Source organism: Bacillus massilinigeriensis, from assembly GCF_900111815.1.
Classification (GTDB): Bacteria; Bacillota; Bacilli; order Bacillales; family Cytobacillaceae; genus Mesobacillus_C; species Mesobacillus_C mediterraneensis.
The window spans coordinates 335,356-358,369 of sequence record NZ_LT630004.1; the positions used below are offsets into that span (position 1 = coordinate 335,356).

A 23,014-nucleotide genomic window follows, 5' to 3' on the forward strand; every position below is an offset into this window, starting at 1 on the left:
ACCCCCATCGCTTTAAAGCGATGGGGGTCAGGCACACTTCTTTGTTGCATTGCGTTAAAGTTTGAATGAGCTTTTCAGTGAAACGCTTCGGTTGAAGACGAGCTTGCCGTCAATGGAGTGCTTTGGATCGACATTGAAGTAACCATGCCGGAAGAATTGGAATTTGTCTTGCGGTTTTGCTGCCTCCATGTTCGGCTCAACGAAGCCATTTTCGATAATGAGAGAATCCTTATTAACAAAGTCGAGGAACGTCTTATCTTCGCTGCCTTCTTCTTTAAGGTCTTCGTCTCTAATAAGCGGCTCGTACAGGCGGAACTCCGCTGGTACGGCCAGCGACGCTTCCACCCAGTGAAGAGTACCTTTTACTTTCCGGCCAGTGAAACCTGTACCGCTTTTCGTTTCAGGGTCATACGTACAGTGAAGTTCCACAACATTCCCTGCTTCATCCTTGATCACTTCATTGCACTTGATGAAGTAAGCGTGTTTCAGGCGCACTTCATTGCCAGGGAACAGACGGAAGTATTTCTTTGGCGGATTCTCCATGAAATCATCCTGCTCAACGTAAATCTCACGGGAAAACGGAATCTTCCGCATGCCCATTTCCGGATTTTCCGGATTAATTTCTGCATCCAGCCATTCTACTTCGCCCTCAGGATAGTTAGTAATAATGACTTTTAATGGTTTTAAGACCGCCATTGTACGCGGAGCTTTTAATTTAAGGTCTTCACGGACGAAATGCTCCAGCATTTGTTCATCAACAGTCGAGAATCCTTTTGATACACCGGCTGCTTTGACAAATTCCTGGATTGCTTCAGGAGTGTATCCTTTTCGACGGAGCCCGGAAACCGTTGGTAGGCGAGGGTCGTCCCAGCCATCAACATAGCCTTCTTCCACGAGCTGCTTCAATTTTCGTTTGCTCATTACTGTATTTGTTAAATTCAATCGGCCAAATTCGATTTGGCGCGGAGTGGATTCCATCTCACAGTTCGACACAACCCAATCGTAGAGCGGACGCTGATCCTCGAACTCCGTTGTGCAAAGGGAGTGTGTTACACCTTCAATTGCATCTTCAAGCGGGTGGGCGAAAGCATACATTGGATAGATGCACCATCTATCACCTGTATTATGGTGTGTCACATGTGCAATTCGGTAAATGACAGGATCCCGGAGGTTAATGTTCGGAGAAGCCATGTCAATTTTAGCGCGGAGCACTTTTTCACCGTTCGCAAATTCCCCTTTACGCATACGCTCAAATAAATCAAGATTTTCCTCTACGGTTCTGTCGCGATAAGGGCTCTCTTTTCCCGGTTCGCTTAGCGTCCCACGGTATTCCCGAATTTCTTCTGCAGAAAGGTCATCGACATAGGCAAGTCCTTTATTGATAAGCAAGACAGCTTTTTCATACATTACATCAAAGTAGTCTGATGCGAAAAACAAATTGTCCCATTGGAAGCCTAGCCATTCCACGTCTTCCTTGATGCTGTCGACGTATTCTTTATCTTCTTTCACCGGATTCGTATCATCAAACCGAAGATTTGTCCTACCGCCAAACTCATCTGCAAGCCCGAAATTAATGACGATTGACTTTGCATGTCCAATATGAAGGTAGCCATTTGGTTCAGGAGGGAATCTTGTTACAATTTCTTTATGTTTTCCTGACTCAAGATCATCCTTCATGATCGTCTTAATAAAATTTGAATTCTCTTCCAAGATATCTCAGCCTTTCGTTACTTTTTTTTATGTAATAGCCTAATATTATATCCATTATACATTTCCAACGCTCTATATACTAATAAGAAATGGGAAGAAAAACAAGAGAGTGCTTTGTGAAAACTCTTTTCCCGATGGCCCCTGCTCCCATTACTGATATAATAGTTAACAGATGGGAATGCAGGGTATAAATCAACATAAATGCCGCAGGAAAGTAGGGGTACTATGGATGTTGAAAATTTGAAGACGAGTGAAGAAAGATTAGAACTTGCAGGGAAGCTTGCTGAGAAGTTCAAAGAGCGCTCCCAATATAATCCTTGTTCAAATGGTCATTTTCCTTTCGAAAATATTGCTGAGTTAAAAGAGACTGGCTATACATCATGGACGGTGCCGAAAAGGTATGGAGGGAAGGATATTACGCTTTTCGAACTGGTCCGCCTCCAGGAAAAGATTGCAGAGGGCGATGGCCCTACTGCTCTTTCCATTGGCTGGCATCTTGGCATCGTGAAGAACCTTGATGAAAAGAAGCTATGGAAAGAAGAATTGTACGGAAAGATCTGCGAGGAAATTATGAAGGGTTCCTTGCTCAACGGAGCCGCTACCGAACGGGCAACGGGAAGTCCGACAAGGGGAGGCAGACCGGAAACAATCGCGAGGAAAACAGATAAGGGTTGGCAGCTTAATGGAAGAAAGACGTACACGACCATGTCACCAGTTCTCGACTATTTTATTGTCAGTGCATCAGTGGAACCTGGGTGTGAGATTGGAAATTTCCTTGTACCACGGGCGGCTAAGGGAGTGAGCATTGAGGAAACTTGGGACTGCATTGCGATGAGTGAGACAGGCAGCCATGACCTCATATTGGAAGATGTTATAATTCCTGAGGAATACTATGTTGAGACATTCACACCCGGAAAAAAAGGAGCGAACGGCTGGCTCCTCCATATACCTGCGTGCTATCTCGGTATTGCAGAAGCAGCGAAAGATTACGCTGTGAATTTTGCGAAAGCATACCGTCCCAACAGTATTGAAGGAACGATCATCGAGTTGCCTGCCGTCAGGAAAAAAATTGGCGAAATGGAGCTAGAGCTGATGCGTTCCCGCTATTTCCTCTATGCTGTCGCCAAACAGTGGGATGATAGCGAGGAAAAGGATAGGAAGAAAATGGCGCCACAACTTGGTGCTGCAAAAATGACCGTTACCAATGCTGCAATTAACGTTCTCGACCTTGCCATGAGAGTGGTCGGGGCGAAAAGCCTGTCCGCGAGCAATCCGCTTCAGAAGTATTACCGCGATGTACGCGCAGGACTGCATAATCCGCCAATGGACGATATGACGATTGAACTGTTGGCAAAACGTGCGGAAACGTAAAATGAAGGGGGATCCTATTGGGTTTCCTGTTGTATTTTTAGGTGGAGTCAGTTTCCTTTTTATAGAAAAAATTCTTTATCATGTCAAGTACTGTAGATAAAACATCGGTTACCGTAGATAAATGGTGATTTACCGTAGATAAATTGCCGATTACCGTAGATAAACGGACAGTTACCGTAGATATCCTTATCCAAGAGGCTTCAGGAGGCGGTTTGAAATCATGTGTAATCGGTCCGATTAGCTCGCTTTTTCAAGAAACAGCTCCACAGCACCCAAAATTCGCCCTTTATCCTCAAAAAATCAAATTAAAATGACAATTTTCAGGGTTTCTGGGGCGAGGACTGGTGAGATCGTTAATGGGAGGTGTTTTCCACCTTTATCCTAATTTCGAATAGTTTTTAGTAATCGCAATGAAAAGGGAAACTGCAAGCTTCAAGATGCGTTGTGAAAAAGGAACCCATCTCGGGCTCCCCAGTTTCTTGCCTGTTGTTCCTCCGCTCTACCCTTCGAGCACATATTTCAGCACAAGGTTAGCGAGATTTGGCACGATTTCAAGCGAATAGTGCATCTCCATTCTTTCGTACTTTTTATGCGCATCCATTCCGTATGGCCCTAGGTTGATGACTGGGACATTGAGCGCACGGACTGCATCGTAATCTACTGTTAGCTTCGAGCCCCACGCTGGGTTGTTTTCTGCCGCAGCGGCAAGGGAAGTCTCATCATCACTGATGGCCACAAAGCTCATGTCAGATATATATGGGAAAAAGTCTTTAATCACAATCGGTTTGCTGTAGGAAGGCTGAATCTCTTTGACCGAACGATCGAGCGCGGCTATCAGCTTCGCTTCTCTCTTGTTTTTCCCGGTAATTTCCACACGGGGAGAATAAAGTGACGAGTAGAACAAAATGATTGCGGGACTTTTATCTGGCAGCCATTTCCACGCTTCCTCCACTACCCTTGCTGAGTACATTCTCGCATCAAGACTATCATCAAGCAGAAGGCTTTCTTTGAAGCTTTCCATGCTGTCCTTATATTCCTTTCCATATGCCGCAAAAAGAGTTTCCTCCATTTCAGCGAATGTAAGAATTCTGGGCTTCCATTGTATTTCCCGAGGCACATCGCCAGCACGCTCACAAAAGCGATGGTAACGTTCCCGATACAGACTAAGAGCATTCCGGAAAGCTATCTCCGCCTGGTCTTTCAATAATAGCAGAACGTCTGCCGGCGACCAGGAATATACGAAAAAATTATAATACACGTATGCAGCCAGCGCAGTCTGTACCGTATAGACAGGCTTTAAGTCTGTCTGTTTCAAGGAGACGGGAGGATGCGTCACTTCTCCGAGCGCCTCATTGCAGAGCTCTGGATTATAATCAATTTGCCTTGTCAATTCGGCCGCGATAAGATTTGGATCAAGTCCCTCAAAACAGCTTCCTACATGGGTTTCCGCTCCTGTGATAAAAAAGGAAGGAAGAAGCTTGCCGACGGTCCCTTTGTAAATATAGCGGTTCTCATCTCCTGCATGCCTTGGAGCGACAAAATCGGAATTGATGGCAGCAGTATAATCAAATTTATGCTCCTGTTTCCAAAGCTTCAAATCATTCAGTGCGGAAAGGATGCCATTTGAACTATCTTCCTCATCGCATTCAGCAAGAAAAACGAGATTCCCTTCGAGTTCATTGGGATGCTCCGAATAATACTTGAGCAAATAAAGATTGCTTGCAACACCGCTTTTCATGTCGAGCGCGCCCCTGCCGAACATCCACTCTCCGGACTCTGCATGTTTGCGGACGAGATCCGGCAGCGGCTCCTGTTTCAACGCTTTCAAAAGTTCATCCGGCTTGCAAGCAAGATCTGCATGCTGGGTGAAGTCGTCTATACCGACAGTATCAATATGACCGATCAAAATGACCGTATCATTTTTCCCGCCCTCCTTTGTCCCTTTGACAAATGCTAGGACATTGTAGCGGTCAAGGCGATCTGCTATTGTTGGAGATTTGACGAGATAGGATGGATGTTGTTTAAAATACGGGAAAGAAGAGATGAGCGAATGCAGGACATGGGCAATCTCCTTTTCTCCATACGTATTTACAATACTCTCAATCTGGACAAGCTGCTTTGTGAAAAAAAGGACTTCATCGCGGCATTTCAGCATACTATTATCCCCTTTTACAATAAGTAAAGAACTTTTAATCATTATATTCAAAACCTTTTGAAATTTATAGTATTAAAAATAAAAAGGATATAACTCGCTAAAACGTCCAAATAGTGGAATGGGTGAGAGTGCCGCGCTATCCCCCCCGAAAAATTCTTTCTTTAGGTTATTCATCCGAAAAACGGGGTATCTAAAGGAGTTATAAAAATGTGAAAGAGTTGGGCAATATGCAGGAGTCTGAAAAGGATAAAGGCAGGTTTTTGCACTTTGCTTCAGTAGAAAAATTCTTTTTCATGAAGGAAAATGGAAATAGGATTGATACTTTTAGAGTGATGGATTACACTGAATCGAAGAGAAAAAATTCCTTATGCAGAGAGGATATCAATGGACAATCAAAAACAGTTATATGACATCATGGATGCATGTCTCCTTGCAGGGAAAGTCATGCTTCAGAGCGGGGCGGAAACCTTTCGGGTGGAGGACACAATGGTACGAATGGCATCGGCTCTCGGGGCCGGCGAGACATACAGCTATGTGACCCCTACTGTTATCATGTTTTCTGCATCCGGGAGAGGAGAAGCGACGACAAGGCTGATTAGAATTTCTGCGCGGACAACTGACCTAAAGAAGGTAGCGATGGTCAACAGTGTATCGAGAAAAATCAGCACGGGTGAGTTGAATTTGTCAGATGCATGGATAGAGCTCAAAGAAATCGAAGCAGCTCGCTTAACTTATTCGCTCTTTTATCAAGTGTTCGCTGCCGCAATTGCAAGCGGGTGCTTTACCGTTATGTTCAAAGGAAGCTGGATGGATTTTCTTCCTTCCGTTGCGGCAGGAGGCGCAGGATTTTTTAGTGCAATATATTTACACAGGTTTGTGCCAATAAAGTTCTTTTCTGAATTCCTGGCTTCAGCAATGATCGGATTAATATCCTTTGCTTTTATAAAATCAGGGTTAGGGCAAGAACTAGATAAAATCATTATTGGTTCTGTTATGCCGCTTGTTCCGGGGTTACTCATCACGAATGCGGTGCGCGACCTGATGGCCGGTCACCTTGTTTCCGGAATTTCAAAAGGTGCCGAAGCCTTCTTAACGGCATTTGCCATAGGTTCAGGCATCGCAGTTGTATTATCATTATTGTAATAGGGGTGGCCTGATGGTTTATTTTTCACAGCTGATCACAAGCTTCGTTGCTTCGGCTGCTTTTGGTGTCATGTTCAACGCTCCAAAGGAATCGCTCGTGAAGTGCGGTGTTTCCGGGATGCTTGGCTGGATGCTGTATTTTATTCTGGAATCCAACGGTTACGGTACCATTCTGGCAACGCTGGCAGCGTCCTTTTTGATTGCTGTCATTAGTCAGGTGATGGCTAAAATGTACCGGACACCGATTATTATTTTTAGTGTTGCTGGCATTATTCCTCTAGTACCAGGAGGGCTTTCATACGATGCTATGCGCCATTTCGTCGAAAAGGATTACATGGGTACAGTGACACTTGCTGCAAAAGCATCGATGATTTCGGGAGCGCTAGCAGTTGGTCTTGTTTTCTCCGAAGTGTTCAACCAAATCATTTGGCGGTCAGGAAAGACGCATAAATGATAAATACTGCTGGATTATGACAAAAACAGCATCGTAATTACATTATTTCTCGGGAAATAATGACAAGATAAAACGATGACAAAGACAGCCACGCTGGTTATCAGCGTGGTTTTTTCTGTTTTATATAAAATGGTTGCGATGTGACGTACTTCACATACGGTGTTTTTTCAGTCGAATACAATCAAGATAAGATATCGCGATGACAAACAATTCAAGGGATACCTTGATAGGCAGGGGGAACCGAAATGGAAAGGCTTGAAAGGTCTTTTTATTCCAAAACCAGCATGTATTCATTCTTTGTTATTCTAGGTTTGCTTTTATCAATGATGGTGGCGACAGATCGCTTTATCCATATGGACATGGCGCTCATCGGATATGCTATTGCATCAATTATTTTCGCCATTGGATTGACAATTCGTATGAGCTTCTGGTTCTACAGGACAGCAACGAACAGGGTGGCGAAAAGGAGTTTGAAAAACCTTTTCACAAAAGAACGACTGATAAGAAATGTTAGGTCGATTGCCATTACCTTTGTCGACAACATCCTGTTGCAGAAGTTCATCTTCAAGCGCGGCTTATATCGCGGGATTCAGCATTTAATGATTTCCTGGGGCTGTTTAATCTCATTTGCCATTACTTTCGGGCTGACATTTGGCTGGATGCGTTTTGACTTAATAGATTCTGAAACTTATCAAATTGTGGTTTTTAATATACCGACATTGAAAATGGCAGCACACGGGGTTTTTGCCGAAATAGTGTACAACGGCCTTAATCTTGGGGCAATCATGGTGCTGATTGGCGTGTCGATGGCGTTAGCGCGAAGGCTGACAAATTATGATGTAAAAGTCACCCAGCGATTCGAATTCGATATGCTGCCGCTTTTTATCCTGCTGGCAGTGACAGGTACCGGCTTGATTCTCACAGTGCTCTATACTTTCTTCGACGGCTGGATGCATCATTATATGTCTCTTATCCATCAAGTTACCGTCGTGATTATGCTCATTTATTTTCCGTTCGGAAAGCTGTTTCACGTACCGATTAGACCGCTTGCGGCAGCTGTTCCAATGAACTATCAGGAAGTGGCAAAAATAGATAGCAGAAATTGCAAAAGCTGCGGGGAGGCATACAGCAATGACGATCAGATTGCAGATGTTCAGGCAATACTTGGGGCGCAAGAATTTGACTTGAAGCTTAATGATGGAACGCTGCTTTCCGATTATTGTCCAAGATGCCGCCGCCGGATGCGCGCGCTGAAGGTAATGAATATGGAAGCGCCACAGGGTGACCCATACGGCCCTGTCAACACGAATAATGGGATTCATCTACCCGGTTTTGGTCAAAAACGTTCGGAAAGCTTTTATGTATCAACAGAGAAGAAGCAAGCAAAGGAGGAGAACAATGAGCCAGTTTCTCGTTAAAGACGGAGTGAAGAACCAGATTCGCAAGGGAGAAAAACTTGTAACGACACATTGCTGCTATTGCGGAATGCAGTGCGGCATGCATATAAGGGTAAACGAAAAAACAAACAAAGTCGTCGGGGTAGAGCCACGTTACGACTGGGTGCTGACAAGGGGGAAAATGTGTCCGAAAGGTGTGACGGCATACCAGACAATCGATCATCCTGATAGGATAAAACGCCCGCTCATTAAAAAGAATGGGAAATTCATCGAATCCTCATGGGAAGAAGCGCTCGATCTCATTCAAAGCAAGTTCCTTGGCTTGCAGAATCAGTATGGAAAAGATTCTATTGGTGTGTATGGCGGGGTATCGATGACAAATGAAAAATGCTATCTTGTTGGGAAATATGCCCGCGTAGGACTTGGCACACGTTATATCGATTACAATGGCAGGTACTGTATGAGCTCTGCTGCCGGGGGATTTAATAAGACGCTGGGGATGGATAGGGGATCGACGCTTCCATGGACCGAGCTTGAGCATACGGACTGCTTTTTCATGGCAGGTTCCAATACAGCAGAATGTCATCCGACAAGCATTCAATGGTTCTGGAAGGCGAAAGACAAAGGAGCAAAGCTGATTGTTGCAGACCCGCGGGAAACAGCGACGGCAAGGGTTGCCGATGTCCATCTCGATCTTTTGCCAGGAACCGATTCTGCGCTTGCAAACGGCATCATGCATCTGTTAATTGAACATGATTATGTTGACCATGGATACATCGCATCCCGCTGCAATAATTACGCAGAGCTAAAAGAGATGACTGCAAAGTTCACGCCAGCGTATACATCAGAAATTACAGGAGTTTCAGAGGAAAAGCTTATCAAGGCAGCGCATATTTTCGGTCAGTCTCCTCGCTCAGTCGTAATGTTCGCGAGGGGAGCAGAGCAGCAGACAAAAGGTGTGGACAACGTCAGCCTTTATACGTCAATGGCACTCTTGCGGGGTCAGATCGGTAAGTTTGCGTCAGGAGTCGCGACTTTTACAGGACAGGGAAATGGGCAAGGCGGCCGGGAACATGGACAGAAAGCGGATGCTCTTCCAGGATACCGCAAAATTGCGAATCCCAAAGACAGGGAGTATATCGCAAAGGTGTGGGGTATTGAGGAAAAAGAAATGCCACAGGAAGGCGTCTCTGCCTATGAAATGTTCCACCTGATGGAAGCGAAAAAAATAAGGGCCCTCCATGTGATCTGCTCCAATCCCGTTGTTTCGTCGCCGAATATCAACTATGTTCAAAAAGCGCTGGAAAGTCTCGACTTTCTTGTTGTTAATGACTTCTTTCTTTCCGAAACTGCGGAGCTTGCGGATGTTGTTCTCCCGGCAGTGACTTGGGCAGAAGACGAGGGGACAACAACGAATATTGAAGGAAGAGTAATTCGGATTCGCAAGGTGGTAGAGCCGCTTGGGGAATCGAAGCCAGACTGGGAAATCATGCAGTTGATTGCAGAAAGAATGGGAAAAGGCGAGTTCTTTCCATATAAAGAGCCGAGAGAAATATTTGACGAGCTAAGGATTGCGTCCAAGGGCGGTAAGGCCGATTATTACGGGATTACTTACGAGAAAATTGACGATCAGGAAGGTGTTTTCTGGCCTGTGCCGGAAGAGAATCATCTTGGAACTCCGTATGTATTCACGGAACGATTTGCAACCGAAGATGGAAAGGCAAACCTCGCAGTATGTGATTGGAAGGAACCAGGAGAAGTGACGAACAGCAATTACCCATTATGGCTGACAACAGGTCGTGTGGTCTTCCATTATCTTTCCGGAAACCAAACGCGAAGGGTCGGATTTTTGATGGAAAAATGTCCTGAACCATTTGTTGAAATTCATCCAGAACTTGCTGGGGAATATGGCATTGCGGACGGGGAAAGAGTCAAGCTGTCCACTCCACGCGGGGTAATGGAACTTCCTGCAAAAATCACGAAGGCCATCCGAAAAGACACACTATTCGTTCCCTACCATTGGGGCAAGGAAATGTCAGCGAACCAACTTACAAGTCCTGCGCTTGATCCATTCTCACGTATGCCTGAATTCAAAGTATGTGCCGTTAAGCTTGAAAAGCTTTCTAATAGGAGGTAGAGAAAGATGAATAAAATCATGTACCTTGAATTCGAACGCTGCATCGGCTGCAGGGCATGTCAGGCTGCATGCCGTGAGTGCGGTGATCATGACGCGAAGGAAAGGAACTATGTAGATTATATTGATTTCACTGAGTCAAGGCAGACGTTCCCGATGATATGTATGCAGTGTAAAGATCCGGCCTGTGCCAGAGTCTGTCCGGCTAATGCTATCCAAATTACCGAAGAAGGCGTCGTTCTCTCCGCTATGGAAGAGAAATGCATCGGCTGCCGAAACTGTACATTCGGCTGTCCATTCGGCATTCCGAAATTCGATTTTGAAAAAAACAAAATGTATAAATGCGATATGTGTTATGACAGGACAAGGGAAGGAATCTCCCCAATGTGTGCGTCCGTCTGCCCGAGCGATGCAATCCGGTTTATCGATTTTGATGAAATGCAAGAGCTCAGGAGACGCAGAGTGCAGATGAACCTGATTGAAGGAAAGAAGCCAATGGAAGGCAACAAGTGGGAATACGTTCCGGAGTTTTTTGGGGTTTACAGCGATTCTTAACCAATGACATCTGAAAAGAAAGGCAGGGGAACAATCATGCCAAAAGAGAACAAGAACAATAACCATCACGATGATAAGGATATGATGAAGCTGGTCGATAACCTCAACCGGAAAGAGGATGCAAGCCTTAACAGAAGGGCTTTCCTAAAGGCATCCTTTGGGGCGACAGTAGCCATCGGGATTGCATCTGCACCGTTCAGCGCATTGTCCTATTTCAAGGGAGATGGTGAGAACGATCATTTAGTGGAAATCGCCAATGTCGATGAACTTGGAGTCGGAGAATCGAAGACGTTTAGCTATCCTACGAGTGAAAACCCGGCTATTCTTGTCCGGACGCCTGATGATCGTTTCGTAGCCTATAATAATAAATGTACGCATCTTCAATGTCCTGTTTTTTACGAAGTCAAGGAAAATATTTTGCTTTGTCCTTGCCATAAAGGGTATTTCGATGTCGCTAACGGCCACCCGATGGCGGGCCCCCCACAGCGTGAGCTTCCAAAAATACTTCTCGAAGTGAAGAACGGTAAAATTTTCGCTATCGGGAGGGAAGTAAGGCATGGATAGAAAAAATATCGCATTCTTCTCCATCTTTCTTTTTCTTGCGGTTAACGTTGTTTCGCTCTCTAATGTGATAGAAGGTTATTACGGCGAAGAGTCAGGTAGAGTCTATCTTTTTACAGCTATTGCCTTAATATCCACGCTAATGGCTACCATCGCATTTTTTATCTGGAGAAAAGAAGAATATCGCAAATGAAAGGGCAGCGGGTAAGTTTTACCGCTGCCCTTTCTCTTCGTTACAAAAACATCTTTTTTGTAGTGGAAATGAAATTGAAATGAAATAATCGTCTCCTTGAAGTTTGCTAGAATACAAGAATAAGGTTTACAGTAATGAATAAGAGGAATATAAAAATTTTAGATCATTATAATTAAATATAGTAAAAATAGATGTTCGGAGGATTTCAAATGACGATTGAAGAACAGTTGATTAGAAAGAATTATTATGAAATGTTCCTGGAGGGAAAGGAAGCGGAAAATCCGGTACAAGTTCTTGGGGAAGTTTATTTGAAGGATCATGTCAGCCATCCGGAAAATTTGCCGAGTATTCGTTTTGCGCAGGGAGAAGTCTATTTTCAATACAAAGACTTTGAAGCTGCAATTTATAAATGGGAAAACATTGCGAATGATTTAGAGCCTTGGGCGAAAAAGAATATGGCCGATGCTTACTTCGAACTTGGGTTCCTGGAGTCAGCGGAAGAGCTGTATTTGTCGATTGCAACTGATAGCGAAGTGTTGAAAATTGAAACGGGCTTGCAGCTCTTAGCGTTATACATGGAACAGGGTAGAACGGACAGAGCAGTCGAAGTAATTAAGGAAACAGTTGCGTTGAATCCTGATTATCCAGGGGTAACAAAAATTGCCAAGGCATTCTTTGAGTCGAAGGAAGACTGGGGAAATGCAGTGGATCTTGCCGCAGCAGAAGGGATGCGAACACACTCTCCGGATTGGTTCGATACATTGATTGACTATATTAATCATGGCCATACAAAGCCTTTACAGCCGGATTATTTTAACAATGTAATGGTGGGGCTGTTCGAAACAGATCCTGCGAGATTCGAAAGCCTTGTTGTTTCCTTATGGAAAAGCTATAGAGAGGAAGCTTCTTATTTGCAGTGGATGAAAAACTTCAATGAAATTTTCCTCGGAATGGAAACAGTCAGCAGGCATCAGTGGAGTGATCTTTCAGCGATTTACAAGGAATCGTATTCGGACCTTATGGGCGGGAGATTGCTTATTAAGGAGTTGAAGCCGCTTATTCCTTCCCACTTGACGAATTGGCTGAAGATAGCTGATACATCATCAAAACTATGTGCTTCCTCAGCTGCCATGGCCTGGAGTGAGATGTTCCCGTCCAGTCTTGGAAACGAAACGGTCCGATTGGCGGAGGAAATGGTTTTGGCGGCTGCGAAATATCCACATGCCATGGAGGACAGCTTGAAGCTTTTTGACCGTATAGGTGCGTGGGCAAAAAAGAATGGTGTCTCTGTGGATAACAGGTTAAAGTGGCTGATTGATAGCATTGCAAGCAGCGAAAACCGGACAGTCCTTTTGGCTGGTGTGGCGGGAAGCGGGAAGGCATCCTTCCTCAACACGGTATTAAGCGAGGAATTGATGACAAGCCAAACCTCTTCGGTTGTTGCTTTTCAGTATGGTGTAGAGCCGGAAATTCTCGATATTTCCGAAAGTGTTAGCGAGCAGATTGCCAGCTACGAAGATTTCCAGGAGGCGGTAGGCTTGCGCAGGCAAAATCATAAGAGCGAAACAATCATTGATTTCCGCGCTCCTATCGAATTTCTTCGTGAGAACAGTTTGGAATTGATTGATGTCCCAGATTTTAATCGTAATAATGCTGAATATCATCCAATTCTCCGATATTTGCCGTTTGCCGACTGCCTGCTGTTTGTCCTTCATGCCGAGGATCCGTTTACAGCAAAGGAAGAAGAAGTACTTCAGTCTATTGTGAGTCAGCATTCGGAAAAGCCTATCCACTTCCTCTTGCATGGTCTTCAAGGGATGTACAGCGAGCAGGAAAGCAGAGCGGTTCAAGATGAAGTGCTTTCAAGGATTAAAGCAATTCTTCCAGAAGCAAGGCTGTTTGCTTTTTCAGGAGGAAAGCTGGATGAACTCGGCTCCTTCCTCGATGCTATAATTATGAAGGGTGGAGAGACCGCTAGGGTCACAAAAATTCATCATTACATTCGCATGACAATCTCCTATCTCTTGAACAAGAGGTTAGAGATGGAGAATAAGCTTGTGGAGACAATTCGCTGGAACGAAGAAATGACCGCCAAGCTGAATGGAGCGATTAACCAAGTCCATGACCTGGAAGAGGAGAAATCCAGTGGAATCAAGAAGGCCTTCAGGAAAGCGAAAGAGGATACAAGGGCGGAGATTATCGAGAAAGTTCCCGATATTCTCAAAGGCTGTTCTGATATGGTGACAGAAAAAAGTGATTTCAGCAAAATCCATATTGAACTTAACGAGGAAATGAATAAAAGGGTGAAAGAATTCCTTGAGGATACAATCCTTCAGAAATTCTATCTGCGCTTGCAGGATTGGTCCAGGTATGCCAAATCTGAATTTGAACAAGGTCAAGCTTATCTTGATGAAATGGCGGAAGGATTCAATACGATGTATGGTGAGGAAAAATTAAGCCTCACTTGCGACTTCAAAGTACTGGAAGACTGGGAGCGAGATGCAGACAGGTTGACAAGCGGGATTGCGGTGGAAAAACAGAATATCCTGCTTCGATCGACTCCATCGCAAATTCTGTTGAAAGGTGCGGGTAAGCTGCTCAGTGTCCTTCCACAGAACAATTCGATGCTGTTCAACAAATACAAGTCGTACCTTGAAACGGAGGATTTCTCTGAGACAGCTTCGGCCATCGCCGATAAATTCCTGCAGCAGTTCGGGATTTTTGAAAAATCGCTGCCAAGGGATGTTAATCTGTTTTTCCGTGAGGCATTGAAAGAGCTGGAAGGTGCTGTCAAAGAGAGCAATGGAGATATAGCTGTCAGCAAGGAAGAACTTGCAAAGCTGCGCCATGAACCTGAAGTATACAAGGATCCGCTGACATTGTTTGAAACGAAACTCCGTCAGTATGAATGGATGTCTGCAGCTGGCAGGACAGCTGTATATAATAGTTAAGTTAGCAGAACCCCCTATTGTGACTAATAGGGGGCTCTTAAGTTGGACAGCATTTATTCGTCTTTTTCAAAAAACGGGTCGTTCGCGTAGTGGTACATCCATGCCATCATCAGGCCTCCGCCAAGAAGATTGCCAATGGTAACTGGAATGAGATTGTGCATGACATCCATAAAGTTGATTGATTCAGGATATAGGACAATAGCTATGGCGAATGTACACATATTGGCGATGCTGTGTTCATACCCAGAGATAAAAAAGCAGAAGACGAACAGAATCATCGAAAACATTTTCGGTCCATCCCCTTTTAATGACATCGGGATGAAGAAGGCAAGGCAAACAAGCCAATTACAGAGGATCGCGCGGAAGAACAGTTCGCTCGTTGAGGCGTCTACCTTTTTCTCGACTACTTTCAGGAGAAAAGAGTTGACATTCTGCGAGTCAAACAGCCCTGTGGTGTAGATTAAGAACGCGAATGCTGCTGCACCGATGATGTTGCCTATGTAGCTTAAGCTCCAAAGTCTGCCGACAGTGCTCCAGGCCATTTTTTTCCGCAATGCTGCAAAGGTGTAATAAAAAGTATTGCCTGTAAACAAATCTCCCCCGCCGTATGCGATTAGAATGATGGCGCTGCCAAAAGTCAGGGCAGCCATCGGATAGGCGAGAGGGGAATGTACTAGATAAAAATAATTGCCCGTCTTGAATGCGACGATTACTCCAAAGCCGATAAACATGGAAGCAAGAACCGCTCTTGAGAGGTATCTTGTTTTGCTTTGGGTGTATATTTTGTGTTTTTTCATGGCGAGCTTGACGACCTCGCGCAACGCTTCTACTTCCACTATTCTTCACCAGCCTTTTTTATAGAATTGGTAAGTAGAGAAAGGGTTATGCATCATGAATGGAAATGCAGAAAAATAGTTAATATTCATTTACCCTGAATGAGAAGGATTGTGCTAAACTGAGAGTTGGTATATTTTTCTTTCTATTTAGAGTGCAGAATTTTTTCATAAACCAATGGTAAGGAGGATTTTCCCTTGGCTATTTTAATAACAGGTGGTGCAGGTTATATTGGAAGCCATACTGCAGCTGAGCTAATTTCACGCGGAGAGGAAGTTATCATCCTCGACAATTTGCGGACAGGGCATCGCGGTGCGGTAAAAGGCGGGGAGTTTTACGAGGGAGACTTAATGGATAGGTCTCTTCTTGACAGAGTTTTTTCAGAGAAGGAAGTAGAAGCGGTCATTCATTTTGCGGCAAGTTCTCTCGTTGGCGAGAGCGTGAACAAGCCTTTAGATTATTACCAGAACAACCTTGTTGCATCGCATCAGCTTGTATCTGCCATGGTTGATCATGGCGTGAGTAAAATTGTTTTTTCATCAACAGCGGCAACCTATGGTGAACCGGATCGTATTCCTATCGAGGAAAAGGATGCCACGGTTCCGACCAATCCTTATGGTGACACGAAGCTTGCTATGGAAAAAATGTTCCGCTGGTGTGACAGCGCGCATGGAATAAAGTCGATTTCACTGCGCTATTTCAATGCAGCAGGTGCGCATCCTGATGGCATGATTGGAGAGGATCACCATCCCGAGACGCACTTGATTCCGATTATTCTCCAAGTGGCGCTAGGACAAAGAGAGACGATCGGCATCTTTGGGAATGATTACCCGACTGAGGACGGAACTTGCATTCGAGACTACATACATGTCATGGATTTGGCTAATGCCCATTACCTTGCACTCGAGCACTTACGGAAGCATGAAGAGAGCGATGTGTTCAACCTTGGAAACGGGAAAGGTTTTTCCGTCAAGGAAGTCATTGAAACGGCGAGAGAAGTTACTGGTCACAGCATTCCAGAGGTTATCAGCCAAAGGCGTGCCGGAGACCCAGCAGTACTTGTTGCTGCTTCCGAAAAGGCACGCTCGGTACTAGGGTGGGAGCCCCGCTACGATGATTTAAAAACGATCATCGAAACAGCCTGGAATTGGCATAGAGCAAATCCGGATGGGTATGAAGATTAAAGCACGATTATCAGTGGATTTAAGTGGTTGATCGGATTAATTGTAAAAAACTTTACCACGGTAGAGCGGTCACGCAACGGGGGACAGGCACGCACCAGTGGAGCAAAGCATCACCGCAACGGGGGACAGGCACGCTTCGGTTGGGTAAAGAGCCCCGCCATCGGCGGGGCTCTTTATAATGTGTATTTATTTTAGAAAGTAGGAGACTCTTGGTGCGGGGAGGGTAATTTCGAGCGTTAATCGTGAAGTGCCTGATGCGGAACATATATGGTTTTCCAGCACAATCAGTATTTTACTCTCATTTGGAAAGGAAATTGCTCGATCATAGCACTCCCAGCCTTCCCAATAGCCCAACTTGCATTCATAGTTGCTTAGCATAAGCGTATGATCGGGCACATTCGCGAATGCAAATTCGCCATGCTGGATTTCATGCCACTCGGTGATAAATCCGAAAGTCACACCTGCCTTACATTGTTCATAACCGTGGCAAGCGATATGCTCAAGGATTTGATACAGTTCAGCTTTATCCAAATATCTAATACTACATGTTTTTATACCGGACAATTCTTCAAGCAGTTCTTTCCTTTTGGTTAGTCCCAACATAGGTTCCGCCCTCCTCAAAGGGAAAATGTTAACGCTTTCCGCTATTATTATACCAATGCTGAAAAAAGAATGAGGAAAACAGATAAATATTCACCATTTTGTAAAAATTTCGAATATGTAAAGTGTATAGTCACTGTACTACTGAGAATTTCTTGCGTAAAATCGGAGCGGGAAAATTAACGATCCCCTTCATTCTTAATATTTTAGCTCCTTCATGCATATGTATTACAAATGCATTCAACCTGAACAGGGGGACCGTGATGGATATCATTGTAAGGCGCGGAGACTCATTGTGGCAATACAGCAACCTTTTTAATATGAGTCTGCAGCTAATTGCCGGCTCGAACAGAGGAGTTAATCCAACAGCTCTTAGAATCGGGCAGAGGATCAAACTGCCCGGATTTGTGGCGGTCGATTACAAAGTACAACATGGTGATACATTATGGCAGATTGCAGCGAAAAATAGGTTGCCTACCGATGCACTGCTGCTTGTGAACCCTGAGTTAAGTTCGTTCAATCTACTGGCAGGACAGAATTTAAAGATTCCCCAAAGGATTACATGGAGACTGGTTAACGCAAAAAAGCCTTACGATCATAGTGCGATGATGTATGATCTTGAAAGATTAGAGAGGGTGTATCCATTTATCTCCATTAACCACGCAGGAACGTCCGTGCTCGGCAAAGCGATACCGGAGGTCCTAATCGGTACTGGGGAGAAAAGGGTTCATGCCAACGCTTCTTTCCATGGAAATGAGTGGATTACCACAGCGATTGGAATGACCTTTTTAAACGATTATTTGCTGTCGTTGACAAACAAGACGTTGCTGAAGGGCAGGGCAACAGAGGAATTGTACAGCAGTACGACATATTCTTTCGTACCAATGGTGAACCCTGATGGTGTCGGACTTGTACTAAATGGGCCGCCGACGGATGAACCATATCGGACAAATGTAGTGAAACTGAACGAAGGAAGCACAAACTTTTCAGGCTGGAAAGCGAATATTCGCGGAGTGGATTTGAACGACCAATTTCCTGCCCAATGGGAGCGTGAAAAAAATAGGATTAATGTGTCGCTTGGACCAAGAGATTATGGGGGAGAAAGACCGCTGTCAGAGCCGGAAGCAGTTGCGATTGCAAACTTGACGAGACAGCGTGATTTTTCCCGGGTGCTTGCCTTCCATACCCAAGGAAAGGAGATTTACTGGGGATATGAAAACATGGAACCTCCAGAGTCGGAAAGACTTGTCTTGGAGTTCAGCAATGTTAGCGGCTATAAAGCAGTCCGTACAGTTGACAGCTATGCCGGCTTCAAAGACTGGTTTATCCAGGATTGGAGAAGGCCTGGCTTTACCGTAGAGCTTGGCAGAGGGACGAACCCGCTTCCTATTTCACAATTTGATGAAATTTACAATGAGTCGCTAGAGATTTTCCTAGCATCGCTGTACATGTAAAAAGACCCTGCCGGCTTATGAACATGCTGGCAGAGTCTTTTTATTTCCACTTCAGCCACTCATTGGCTTCCAGGATTTCAAGAAATTTAGCGAGCCGGGGAACTGTTGGCTCAGCCTCTTCTCCGAAAGCGGACTGAAGTTCTGAAACGATTTCCTCAACAGATTTTTGCCCGGTCAGCCGTTCAGCGACAAAAGCACCAAATTTGTCGAGTTTGATTTTCCTCTTATCAGGCTGCTTCAGGAATCGGATGGAAAGTCTTTCAATCAGGTTAATTCTTTGAACAATGAGACAGTGATCCTCGTAGCGAACATGATTTGGAAAGAGAGGAACCAGCAATAGCAGGTTCCTCTCTTTTTTTCGTTTATTTCGCATTGAGTTTTTTCCCTTTGATGGAAATGTACCAAACCGACAATGCTAAAGCTAGGAAAATCAAGAAAGGCAACAGATTGCTTGCGGTTGCAGTAGTTTCCGGGATGCTAACGCCAGCGTAGATTAGAATCGCAATGATGACTCCGACGAGAGACTCGCCGGCAATCAGGCCTGATGCATACAATGTGCCGCGATCAACACGTTCTTTGCGCTCTTCAGAAGATTTCGCACTGCGATCCACGAAGTAGCGGACAAATCCGCCAATCATGATTGGCGAACTGACATGGACAGGAAGGTAGATACCAACAGCAACGACAAGCGTATTCAAACCGAAGAATTCAAGCGTAATCGCAATTGCTGCGCCAATAAAAATTAGATTCCATGGCAGATCTCCACCAAGCACGCCCTCCGCAAGAATTTTCATCAATGCTGCTTTCGGGGCAGGAAGAGCTGCAGATCCCATTGTATAGGCTTTGTCCATCAAGATCAGGATGAAACCAATGACAAGACCTGAAGCGACAACGCCAATCATCATGGCAACTTGCTGCTTCCAAGGTGTTCCGCCGACAATGTATCCTGTTTTCAAATCCTGTGATACATCGCCCGCAACAGCAAGGGCAGTACAGATAATCGCAGCTACAGTCAGGGCAGCTACCATTCCGTCCATGCCTGTGAAGCCAGTCGCTTTATAGACAAGTGTAACGATAAGCAATGTAGCAATCGTCATGCCGGAAACAGGGGACGAAGAACTTCCCACAATTCCGACAATCCTGGATGCAACGGAAACAAACAAGAAACCGAAAATGGCAATGGCAATTGCACCAATGAAGCCTACTTCTGTAATTGGAGCAAATGCGATAACCAGGATGGTAATCATGGTTCCTGTAATAACATACTTTGTCGGCATGTCCATTTCGGTACGAATGGGAGCAGGCTTCATTTGGCCTTTGTTTGCCCTGACACCGCGGAAAGTGGCAGCAGCTGAACTCATCAGAGTAGGAAGGGTTTTTGCAAGGGTGATCAATCCGCCAACTGCAACGGCACCAGCACCGATATAGCGGATATAGCTATCCCAGATACCCCATGCATCCAATTCTCCAATTGGAACATCCGCCGGGAAAATAGGCGTCCCGTTAGCTGCCCCGAAGAAGGAGATGGCAGGCACGAGAACTACCCATGCTAACAATCCTCCGCCGAGCATTTCACCTGCAACCTTAGGGCCGATGATATAGCCAACCCCCAACAGTGCAGGCAAAGCATCAAGACCAACGACTGCATTCTTGAAATTAGTGACGCTTGTTTCGACTTCAGTCTTGAAGAGTTTGAAACCATCGCCAAGCGCTTTTACACCGGCACCTACAAGCAATCCTATTCCGATTAGCTTTGCATTTGCTCCTCCCTCTTCACCGGATTTCAAAACCTCTGCACAAGCAGTTCCTTCTGGGTAAGGAAGCGTTTCGTGTTCGCGAACGATGAGGAGGTGGCGAAGCGGAACCATCATGAATACTCCTAGAAATCCACCTGTTAATACAATAAAAATAATAAGTGCTTGTGATACATCGACATCCCAAAGGAATAACGCAGGGATGGTGAATACCGCTCCAGCGCCAACCGCTTCACCCGCGGTTGTCATTGTCTGGACGATATTGTTTTCCAGGATGGAGTTTCTCCTAAACAGGCCGCGGAGAATAGCCATGGAAATGACCGCCGCAGGGATGGATGCAGAAACGGTCAAACCGATTCGCAAGCCAAGATACGCGTTTGCTGCACCGAATACTATTGCTAAGATGATACCTAGTATAAGGGCAGTAATAGTCATTTCCGGTAATGACTTCAAAGCGGGCACGTAGGGGACAAATTTTTTCTGTTTCGAATTGTCTGACATTTTTTCACCGCCTAGGTCTATTTCTAAAAAAAAGCACATGTAGGATTATAGCACTTTTTGTCAGATAGTCTATAGGTAAATTCCGATTTTTTATAAAAAAGCGTATATTCCAACTGGAAAAAATAAAGCCTGGTTAGCGATAAACCAGGCTTCTAAGTGGTCTGTTTATTTTTCAAATATAGCATTTGAAAGGAGGCGGAACAGGTAATCCGTGTGGTCGCGGAAGCCTGCTTCAAGTCCAATCATTATTACGTCTTTATCGTTCACCGCAGTCGCATTGAAGGACCCTTAGGACACGAACTGCCTCAAGTCCCCATAGGTCTGGGAGGCTTCTTTTGTCCTAATTTCTTCAAAAAATTTCAGTCAAAATGTTAGTAAATGAGAAAAATCGGGTAGTTAACAGTTACCTTTGCAAAGGCTGTCTGACAGATTGAAAGAAAAGCAACCCGACAGTTTCCTAAAAAGACATCTCAAGAAACACTTATGACACCATATGAAAAATAAGGGAGAGGGAAAGAATGAAAGAAGCTCATATAGGGCAGCCTTCCGTTAAACCAGCGTTAGGTGCCATCAGCAAAAAGCGGACCCCAGTCGCAGCAGAAGGACTGAAGCGGAAGCTAGGCTCAAGGCACTTATCGATGATTGCCATTGGCGGTAGTATTGGAACAGGATTGTTTGTCGCAAGCGGAGCATCGATTTATGCCGCAGGACCAGGGGGTGCGCTTGTTGCTTACGGCGTTATTGGCTTCATGGTCTATCTGTTAATGACAAGCCTTGGGGAAATGGGAACATATATGCCGGTAACCGGCTCATTCAGTACTTATGCAACAAAATTCGTCGATCCTGCATTCGGTTTTGCAATTGGCTGGATATACTGGTTTAGCTGGGCAGTCACACTTGCGCTCGAAATATCAGCAGGAGCAATTTTAATGAAATATTGGCTTCCAGATTCACCTTCCATACTGTGGAGCGCACTGTTCCTAGGCATTATATTCGGACTTAACTTCTTATCTGTTAAACAGTATGGAGAGGCAGAATACTGGTTTTCATTGATCAAGGTTATTACCATCATCGCTTTTATTATCATCGGACTATTGATGATTTTCGGAATTATGTCGGGGAGTGCTACAGGCTTTGAAAACTTCACAAAAGGCAGCGCTCCGTTCAACGGCGGTCTCTTGTCGATTATTGGAATTTTTATGGTTGCCGGATTTTCCTTTCAAGGAACGGAAATCGTCGGTATTGTTGCAGGAGAAAGCAAGAACCCGAAGGAAAACGTTCCGAAAGCAATCAGGCAAGTATTCTGGAGAATTCTTCTATTCTATATGTTTTCGCTTTTCATCATTGCAATGATTATCCCATTTACTGATTCAAGATTATTAAGTGACGATATTGAAAAAGTAGCAATGAGTCCATTCACCCTTGTATTTGAGCGAGCAGGCATCGCATTCGCGGCATCTGTTATGAATGCCGTCATCCTGACTTCTGTTCTTAGCGCAGGTAATTCGGGGCTGTACGCTTCTACAAGGATGCTTTGGGTGATGGCAAAAGAAGGACAAGCACCAGCATTCTTGAAAAAAGTAAACAAAAAAGGCATTCCGATGTATGCCCTTATTGGAACGACTGCATTTGGCTTGCTTGCATTCCTAAGCTCTGTTTTCGGGGAAGGTAAAGTGTTCATGTGGCTGTTAAACACCTCAGGTCTTGCCGGTTTCCTTGCCTGGATCGGAATCGCGGTAAGTCATTATCGATTCCGTAAAGGATTTTTGGCACAAGGACTTGATTTGAATAAGCTATCCTATAAGGCAAAATGGTACCCGCTCGGACCATTGTTTGCAGGAGCGCTGTGTATCTTCATTGTCCTTGGGCAAAACTATGAAGCCTTCCTTGGCGATAAAATCGACTGGCAAAGCATTCTTGTTACTTATATTGGTATCCCGGTCTTTCTGGCACTTTGGTTAGGCTATAAAAAATGGAACAAGACAAAGATCGTCCCGCTTAAGGAAATGGATCTTCGCCAAACGGGCACTATCAAAGAATAAAGGCGTCCAAACGGACGCCTT

Annotated in this window: 18 protein-coding genes; 12 read left to right on the forward strand and 6 right to left on the reverse strand. The window is 44.8% G+C overall.

The genetic code is table 11. The annotated features are described in order from the left end of the window. Positions 1-54 precede the first annotated feature (54 nt). Complete coding sequence (locus tag BQ5796_RS01800) at positions 55-1,710, reverse strand: glutamine--tRNA ligase/YqeY domain fusion protein (protein ID WP_071458705.1); 1,656 nt, start codon at positions 1,708-1,710, stop codon at positions 55-57. Between the two features lie 225 nt (positions 1,711-1,935). Here BQ5796_RS01800 and BQ5796_RS01805 point away from each other — a divergent pair, with 225 nt between their 5' ends. Beyond that, positions 1,936-3,081 (forward strand): acyl-CoA dehydrogenase family protein, encoded by a 1,146-nt coding sequence (locus BQ5796_RS01805; RefSeq protein ID WP_071458706.1) that lies wholly within the window; start codon positions 1,936-1,938, stop codon positions 3,079-3,081. Between the two features lie 499 nt (positions 3,082-3,580). Here the strand turns inward: BQ5796_RS01805 and BQ5796_RS01810 are convergent, their stop codons facing one another. Further along, positions 3,581-5,236, reverse strand: coding sequence for a M20/M25/M40 family metallo-hydrolase (locus tag BQ5796_RS01810; protein ID WP_071458707.1), 1,656 nt, complete (start codon positions 5,234-5,236; stop codon positions 3,581-3,583). Between the two features lie 384 nt (positions 5,237-5,620). On the opposite strand from BQ5796_RS01810, the gene BQ5796_RS01820 reads away from it, so the two are divergent. The 8 genes from BQ5796_RS01820 to BQ5796_RS01855 all read left to right on the forward strand — a co-directional run bounded on the left by BQ5796_RS01820 (position 5,621) and on the right by BQ5796_RS01855 (position 14,624). Continuing rightward, positions 5,621-6,379: a threonine/serine exporter family protein gene (locus tag BQ5796_RS01820; protein WP_071458709.1), complete on the forward strand. Its 759-nt coding sequence runs from the start codon at positions 5,621-5,623 to the stop codon at positions 6,377-6,379. Positions 6,380-6,392: 13 nt separating this feature from the next. Continuing rightward, positions 6,393-6,833, forward strand: coding sequence for a threonine/serine exporter family protein (locus BQ5796_RS01825; RefSeq protein WP_071458710.1), 441 nt, complete (start codon positions 6,393-6,395; stop codon positions 6,831-6,833). A 245-nt stretch (positions 6,834-7,078) separates the two neighbouring features. Then, positions 7,079-8,251 (forward strand): MFS transporter, encoded by a 1,173-nt coding sequence (locus BQ5796_RS01830; protein WP_071458711.1) that lies wholly within the window; start codon positions 7,079-7,081, stop codon positions 8,249-8,251. Further along, positions 8,232-10,367, forward strand: a complete 2,136-nt coding sequence (fdhF, locus tag BQ5796_RS01835; RefSeq protein WP_071458712.1) for a formate dehydrogenase subunit alpha — start codon at positions 8,232-8,234, stop codon at positions 10,365-10,367. The genes BQ5796_RS01830 and fdhF overlap by 20 nt, the downstream gene beginning before the upstream one ends. Before the next feature lie 6 nt (positions 10,368-10,373). Continuing rightward, on the forward strand, positions 10,374-10,919 hold the full coding sequence (locus BQ5796_RS01840; protein ID WP_071458713.1) for a 4Fe-4S dicluster domain-containing protein: 546 nt from the start codon (positions 10,374-10,376) through the stop codon (positions 10,917-10,919). A gap of 36 nt (positions 10,920-10,955) precedes the next feature. Beyond that, positions 10,956-11,483 (forward strand): Rieske 2Fe-2S domain-containing protein, encoded by a 528-nt coding sequence (locus BQ5796_RS01845; RefSeq protein ID WP_071458714.1) that lies wholly within the window; start codon positions 10,956-10,958, stop codon positions 11,481-11,483. Next, positions 11,476-11,673 (forward strand): hypothetical protein, encoded by a 198-nt coding sequence (locus BQ5796_RS01850; RefSeq protein ID WP_071458715.1) that lies wholly within the window; start codon positions 11,476-11,478, stop codon positions 11,671-11,673. The genes BQ5796_RS01845 and BQ5796_RS01850 overlap by 8 nt, the downstream gene beginning before the upstream one ends. 209 nt (positions 11,674-11,882) lie before the next feature. Then, positions 11,883-14,624: a dynamin family protein gene (locus BQ5796_RS01855; RefSeq protein ID WP_071458716.1), complete on the forward strand. Its 2,742-nt coding sequence runs from the start codon at positions 11,883-11,885 to the stop codon at positions 14,622-14,624. A gap of 53 nt (positions 14,625-14,677) precedes the next feature. Here the strand turns inward: BQ5796_RS01855 and BQ5796_RS01860 are convergent, their stop codons facing one another. Then, the gene (locus BQ5796_RS01860; RefSeq protein ID WP_071458717.1) at positions 14,678-15,460 is read right to left on the reverse strand and encodes a formate/nitrite transporter family protein; all 783 of its coding nucleotides are present in this window, start codon (positions 15,458-15,460) and stop codon (positions 14,678-14,680) included. Between the two features lie 195 nt (positions 15,461-15,655). Here BQ5796_RS01860 and galE point away from each other — a divergent pair, with 195 nt between their 5' ends. Then, positions 15,656-16,642, forward strand: coding sequence for a UDP-glucose 4-epimerase GalE (galE, locus tag BQ5796_RS01865; protein WP_071458718.1), 987 nt, complete (start codon positions 15,656-15,658; stop codon positions 16,640-16,642). A 186-nt stretch (positions 16,643-16,828) separates the two neighbouring features. Here galE and BQ5796_RS01870 read toward each other — a convergent pair whose 3' ends face one another. Further along, positions 16,829-17,245: a hypothetical protein gene (locus tag BQ5796_RS01870; RefSeq protein WP_071458719.1), complete on the reverse strand. Its 417-nt coding sequence runs from the start codon at positions 17,243-17,245 to the stop codon at positions 16,829-16,831. Between the two features lie 260 nt (positions 17,246-17,505). Here BQ5796_RS01870 and BQ5796_RS01875 point away from each other — a divergent pair, with 260 nt between their 5' ends. Beyond that, complete coding sequence (locus BQ5796_RS01875; protein ID WP_071458720.1) at positions 17,506-18,696, forward strand: M14 family metallopeptidase; 1,191 nt, start codon at positions 17,506-17,508, stop codon at positions 18,694-18,696. A gap of 40 nt (positions 18,697-18,736) precedes the next feature. Here BQ5796_RS01875 and BQ5796_RS01880 read toward each other — a convergent pair whose 3' ends face one another. Then, positions 18,737-19,069: a PqqD family protein gene (locus BQ5796_RS01880; RefSeq protein WP_071458721.1), complete on the reverse strand. Its 333-nt coding sequence runs from the start codon at positions 19,067-19,069 to the stop codon at positions 18,737-18,739. Beyond that, positions 19,059-20,951, reverse strand: coding sequence for an OPT family oligopeptide transporter (locus BQ5796_RS01885; RefSeq protein ID WP_071458722.1), 1,893 nt, complete (start codon positions 20,949-20,951; stop codon positions 19,059-19,061). Before BQ5796_RS01885 ends, BQ5796_RS01880 begins: the two co-directional genes overlap by 11 nt. A gap of 518 nt (positions 20,952-21,469) precedes the next feature. On the opposite strand from BQ5796_RS01885, the gene BQ5796_RS01890 reads away from it, so the two are divergent. Next, on the forward strand, positions 21,470-22,993 hold the full coding sequence (locus BQ5796_RS01890; protein WP_083413025.1) for an amino acid permease: 1,524 nt from the start codon (positions 21,470-21,472) through the stop codon (positions 22,991-22,993). Positions 22,994-23,014 lie beyond the last annotated feature (21 nt).

Bases quoted from the DNA above. Each gene is read 5' to 3' on its own strand.
- fdhF (WP_071458712.1), top strand. From the start codon at position 8,232: ATGAGCCAGTTTCTCGTTAAAGACGGAGTGAAGAACCAGATTCGCAAG.
- BQ5796_RS01820 (WP_071458709.1), top strand. From the start codon at position 5,621: ATGGACAATCAAAAACAGTTATATGACATCATGGATGCATGTCTCCTT.
- BQ5796_RS01855 (WP_071458716.1), top strand. From the start codon at position 11,883: ATGACGATTGAAGAACAGTTGATTAGAAAGAATTATTATGAAATGTTC.
- BQ5796_RS01850 (WP_071458715.1), top strand. From the start codon at position 11,476: ATGGATAGAAAAAATATCGCATTCTTCTCCATCTTTCTTTTTCTTGCG.
- BQ5796_RS01825 (WP_071458710.1), top strand. From the start codon at position 6,393: ATGGTTTATTTTTCACAGCTGATCACAAGCTTCGTTGCTTCGGCTGCT.
- BQ5796_RS01830 (WP_071458711.1), top strand. From the start codon at position 7,079: ATGGAAAGGCTTGAAAGGTCTTTTTATTCCAAAACCAGCATGTATTCA.
- BQ5796_RS01845 (WP_071458714.1), top strand. From the start codon at position 10,956: ATGCCAAAAGAGAACAAGAACAATAACCATCACGATGATAAGGATATG.
- BQ5796_RS01875 (WP_071458720.1), top strand. From the start codon at position 17,506: ATGGATATCATTGTAAGGCGCGGAGACTCATTGTGGCAATACAGCAAC.
- BQ5796_RS01840 (WP_071458713.1), top strand. From the start codon at position 10,374: ATGAATAAAATCATGTACCTTGAATTCGAACGCTGCATCGGCTGCAGG.
- BQ5796_RS01870 (WP_071458719.1), bottom strand. From the start codon at position 17,245: ATGTTGGGACTAACCAAAAGGAAAGAACTGCTTGAAGAATTGTCCGGT.
- BQ5796_RS01805 (WP_071458706.1), top strand. From the start codon at position 1,936: ATGGATGTTGAAAATTTGAAGACGAGTGAAGAAAGATTAGAACTTGCA.
- BQ5796_RS01810 (WP_071458707.1), bottom strand. From the start codon at position 5,236: ATGCTGAAATGCCGCGATGAAGTCCTTTTTTTCACAAAGCAGCTTGTC.
- BQ5796_RS01885 (WP_071458722.1), bottom strand. From the start codon at position 20,951: ATGTCAGACAATTCGAAACAGAAAAAATTTGTCCCCTACGTGCCCGCT.
- BQ5796_RS01880 (WP_071458721.1), bottom strand. From the start codon at position 19,069: ATGCGAAATAAACGAAAAAAAGAGAGGAACCTGCTATTGCTGGTTCCT.
- BQ5796_RS01890 (WP_083413025.1), top strand. From the start codon at position 21,470: ATGAAAGAAGCTCATATAGGGCAGCCTTCCGTTAAACCAGCGTTAGGT.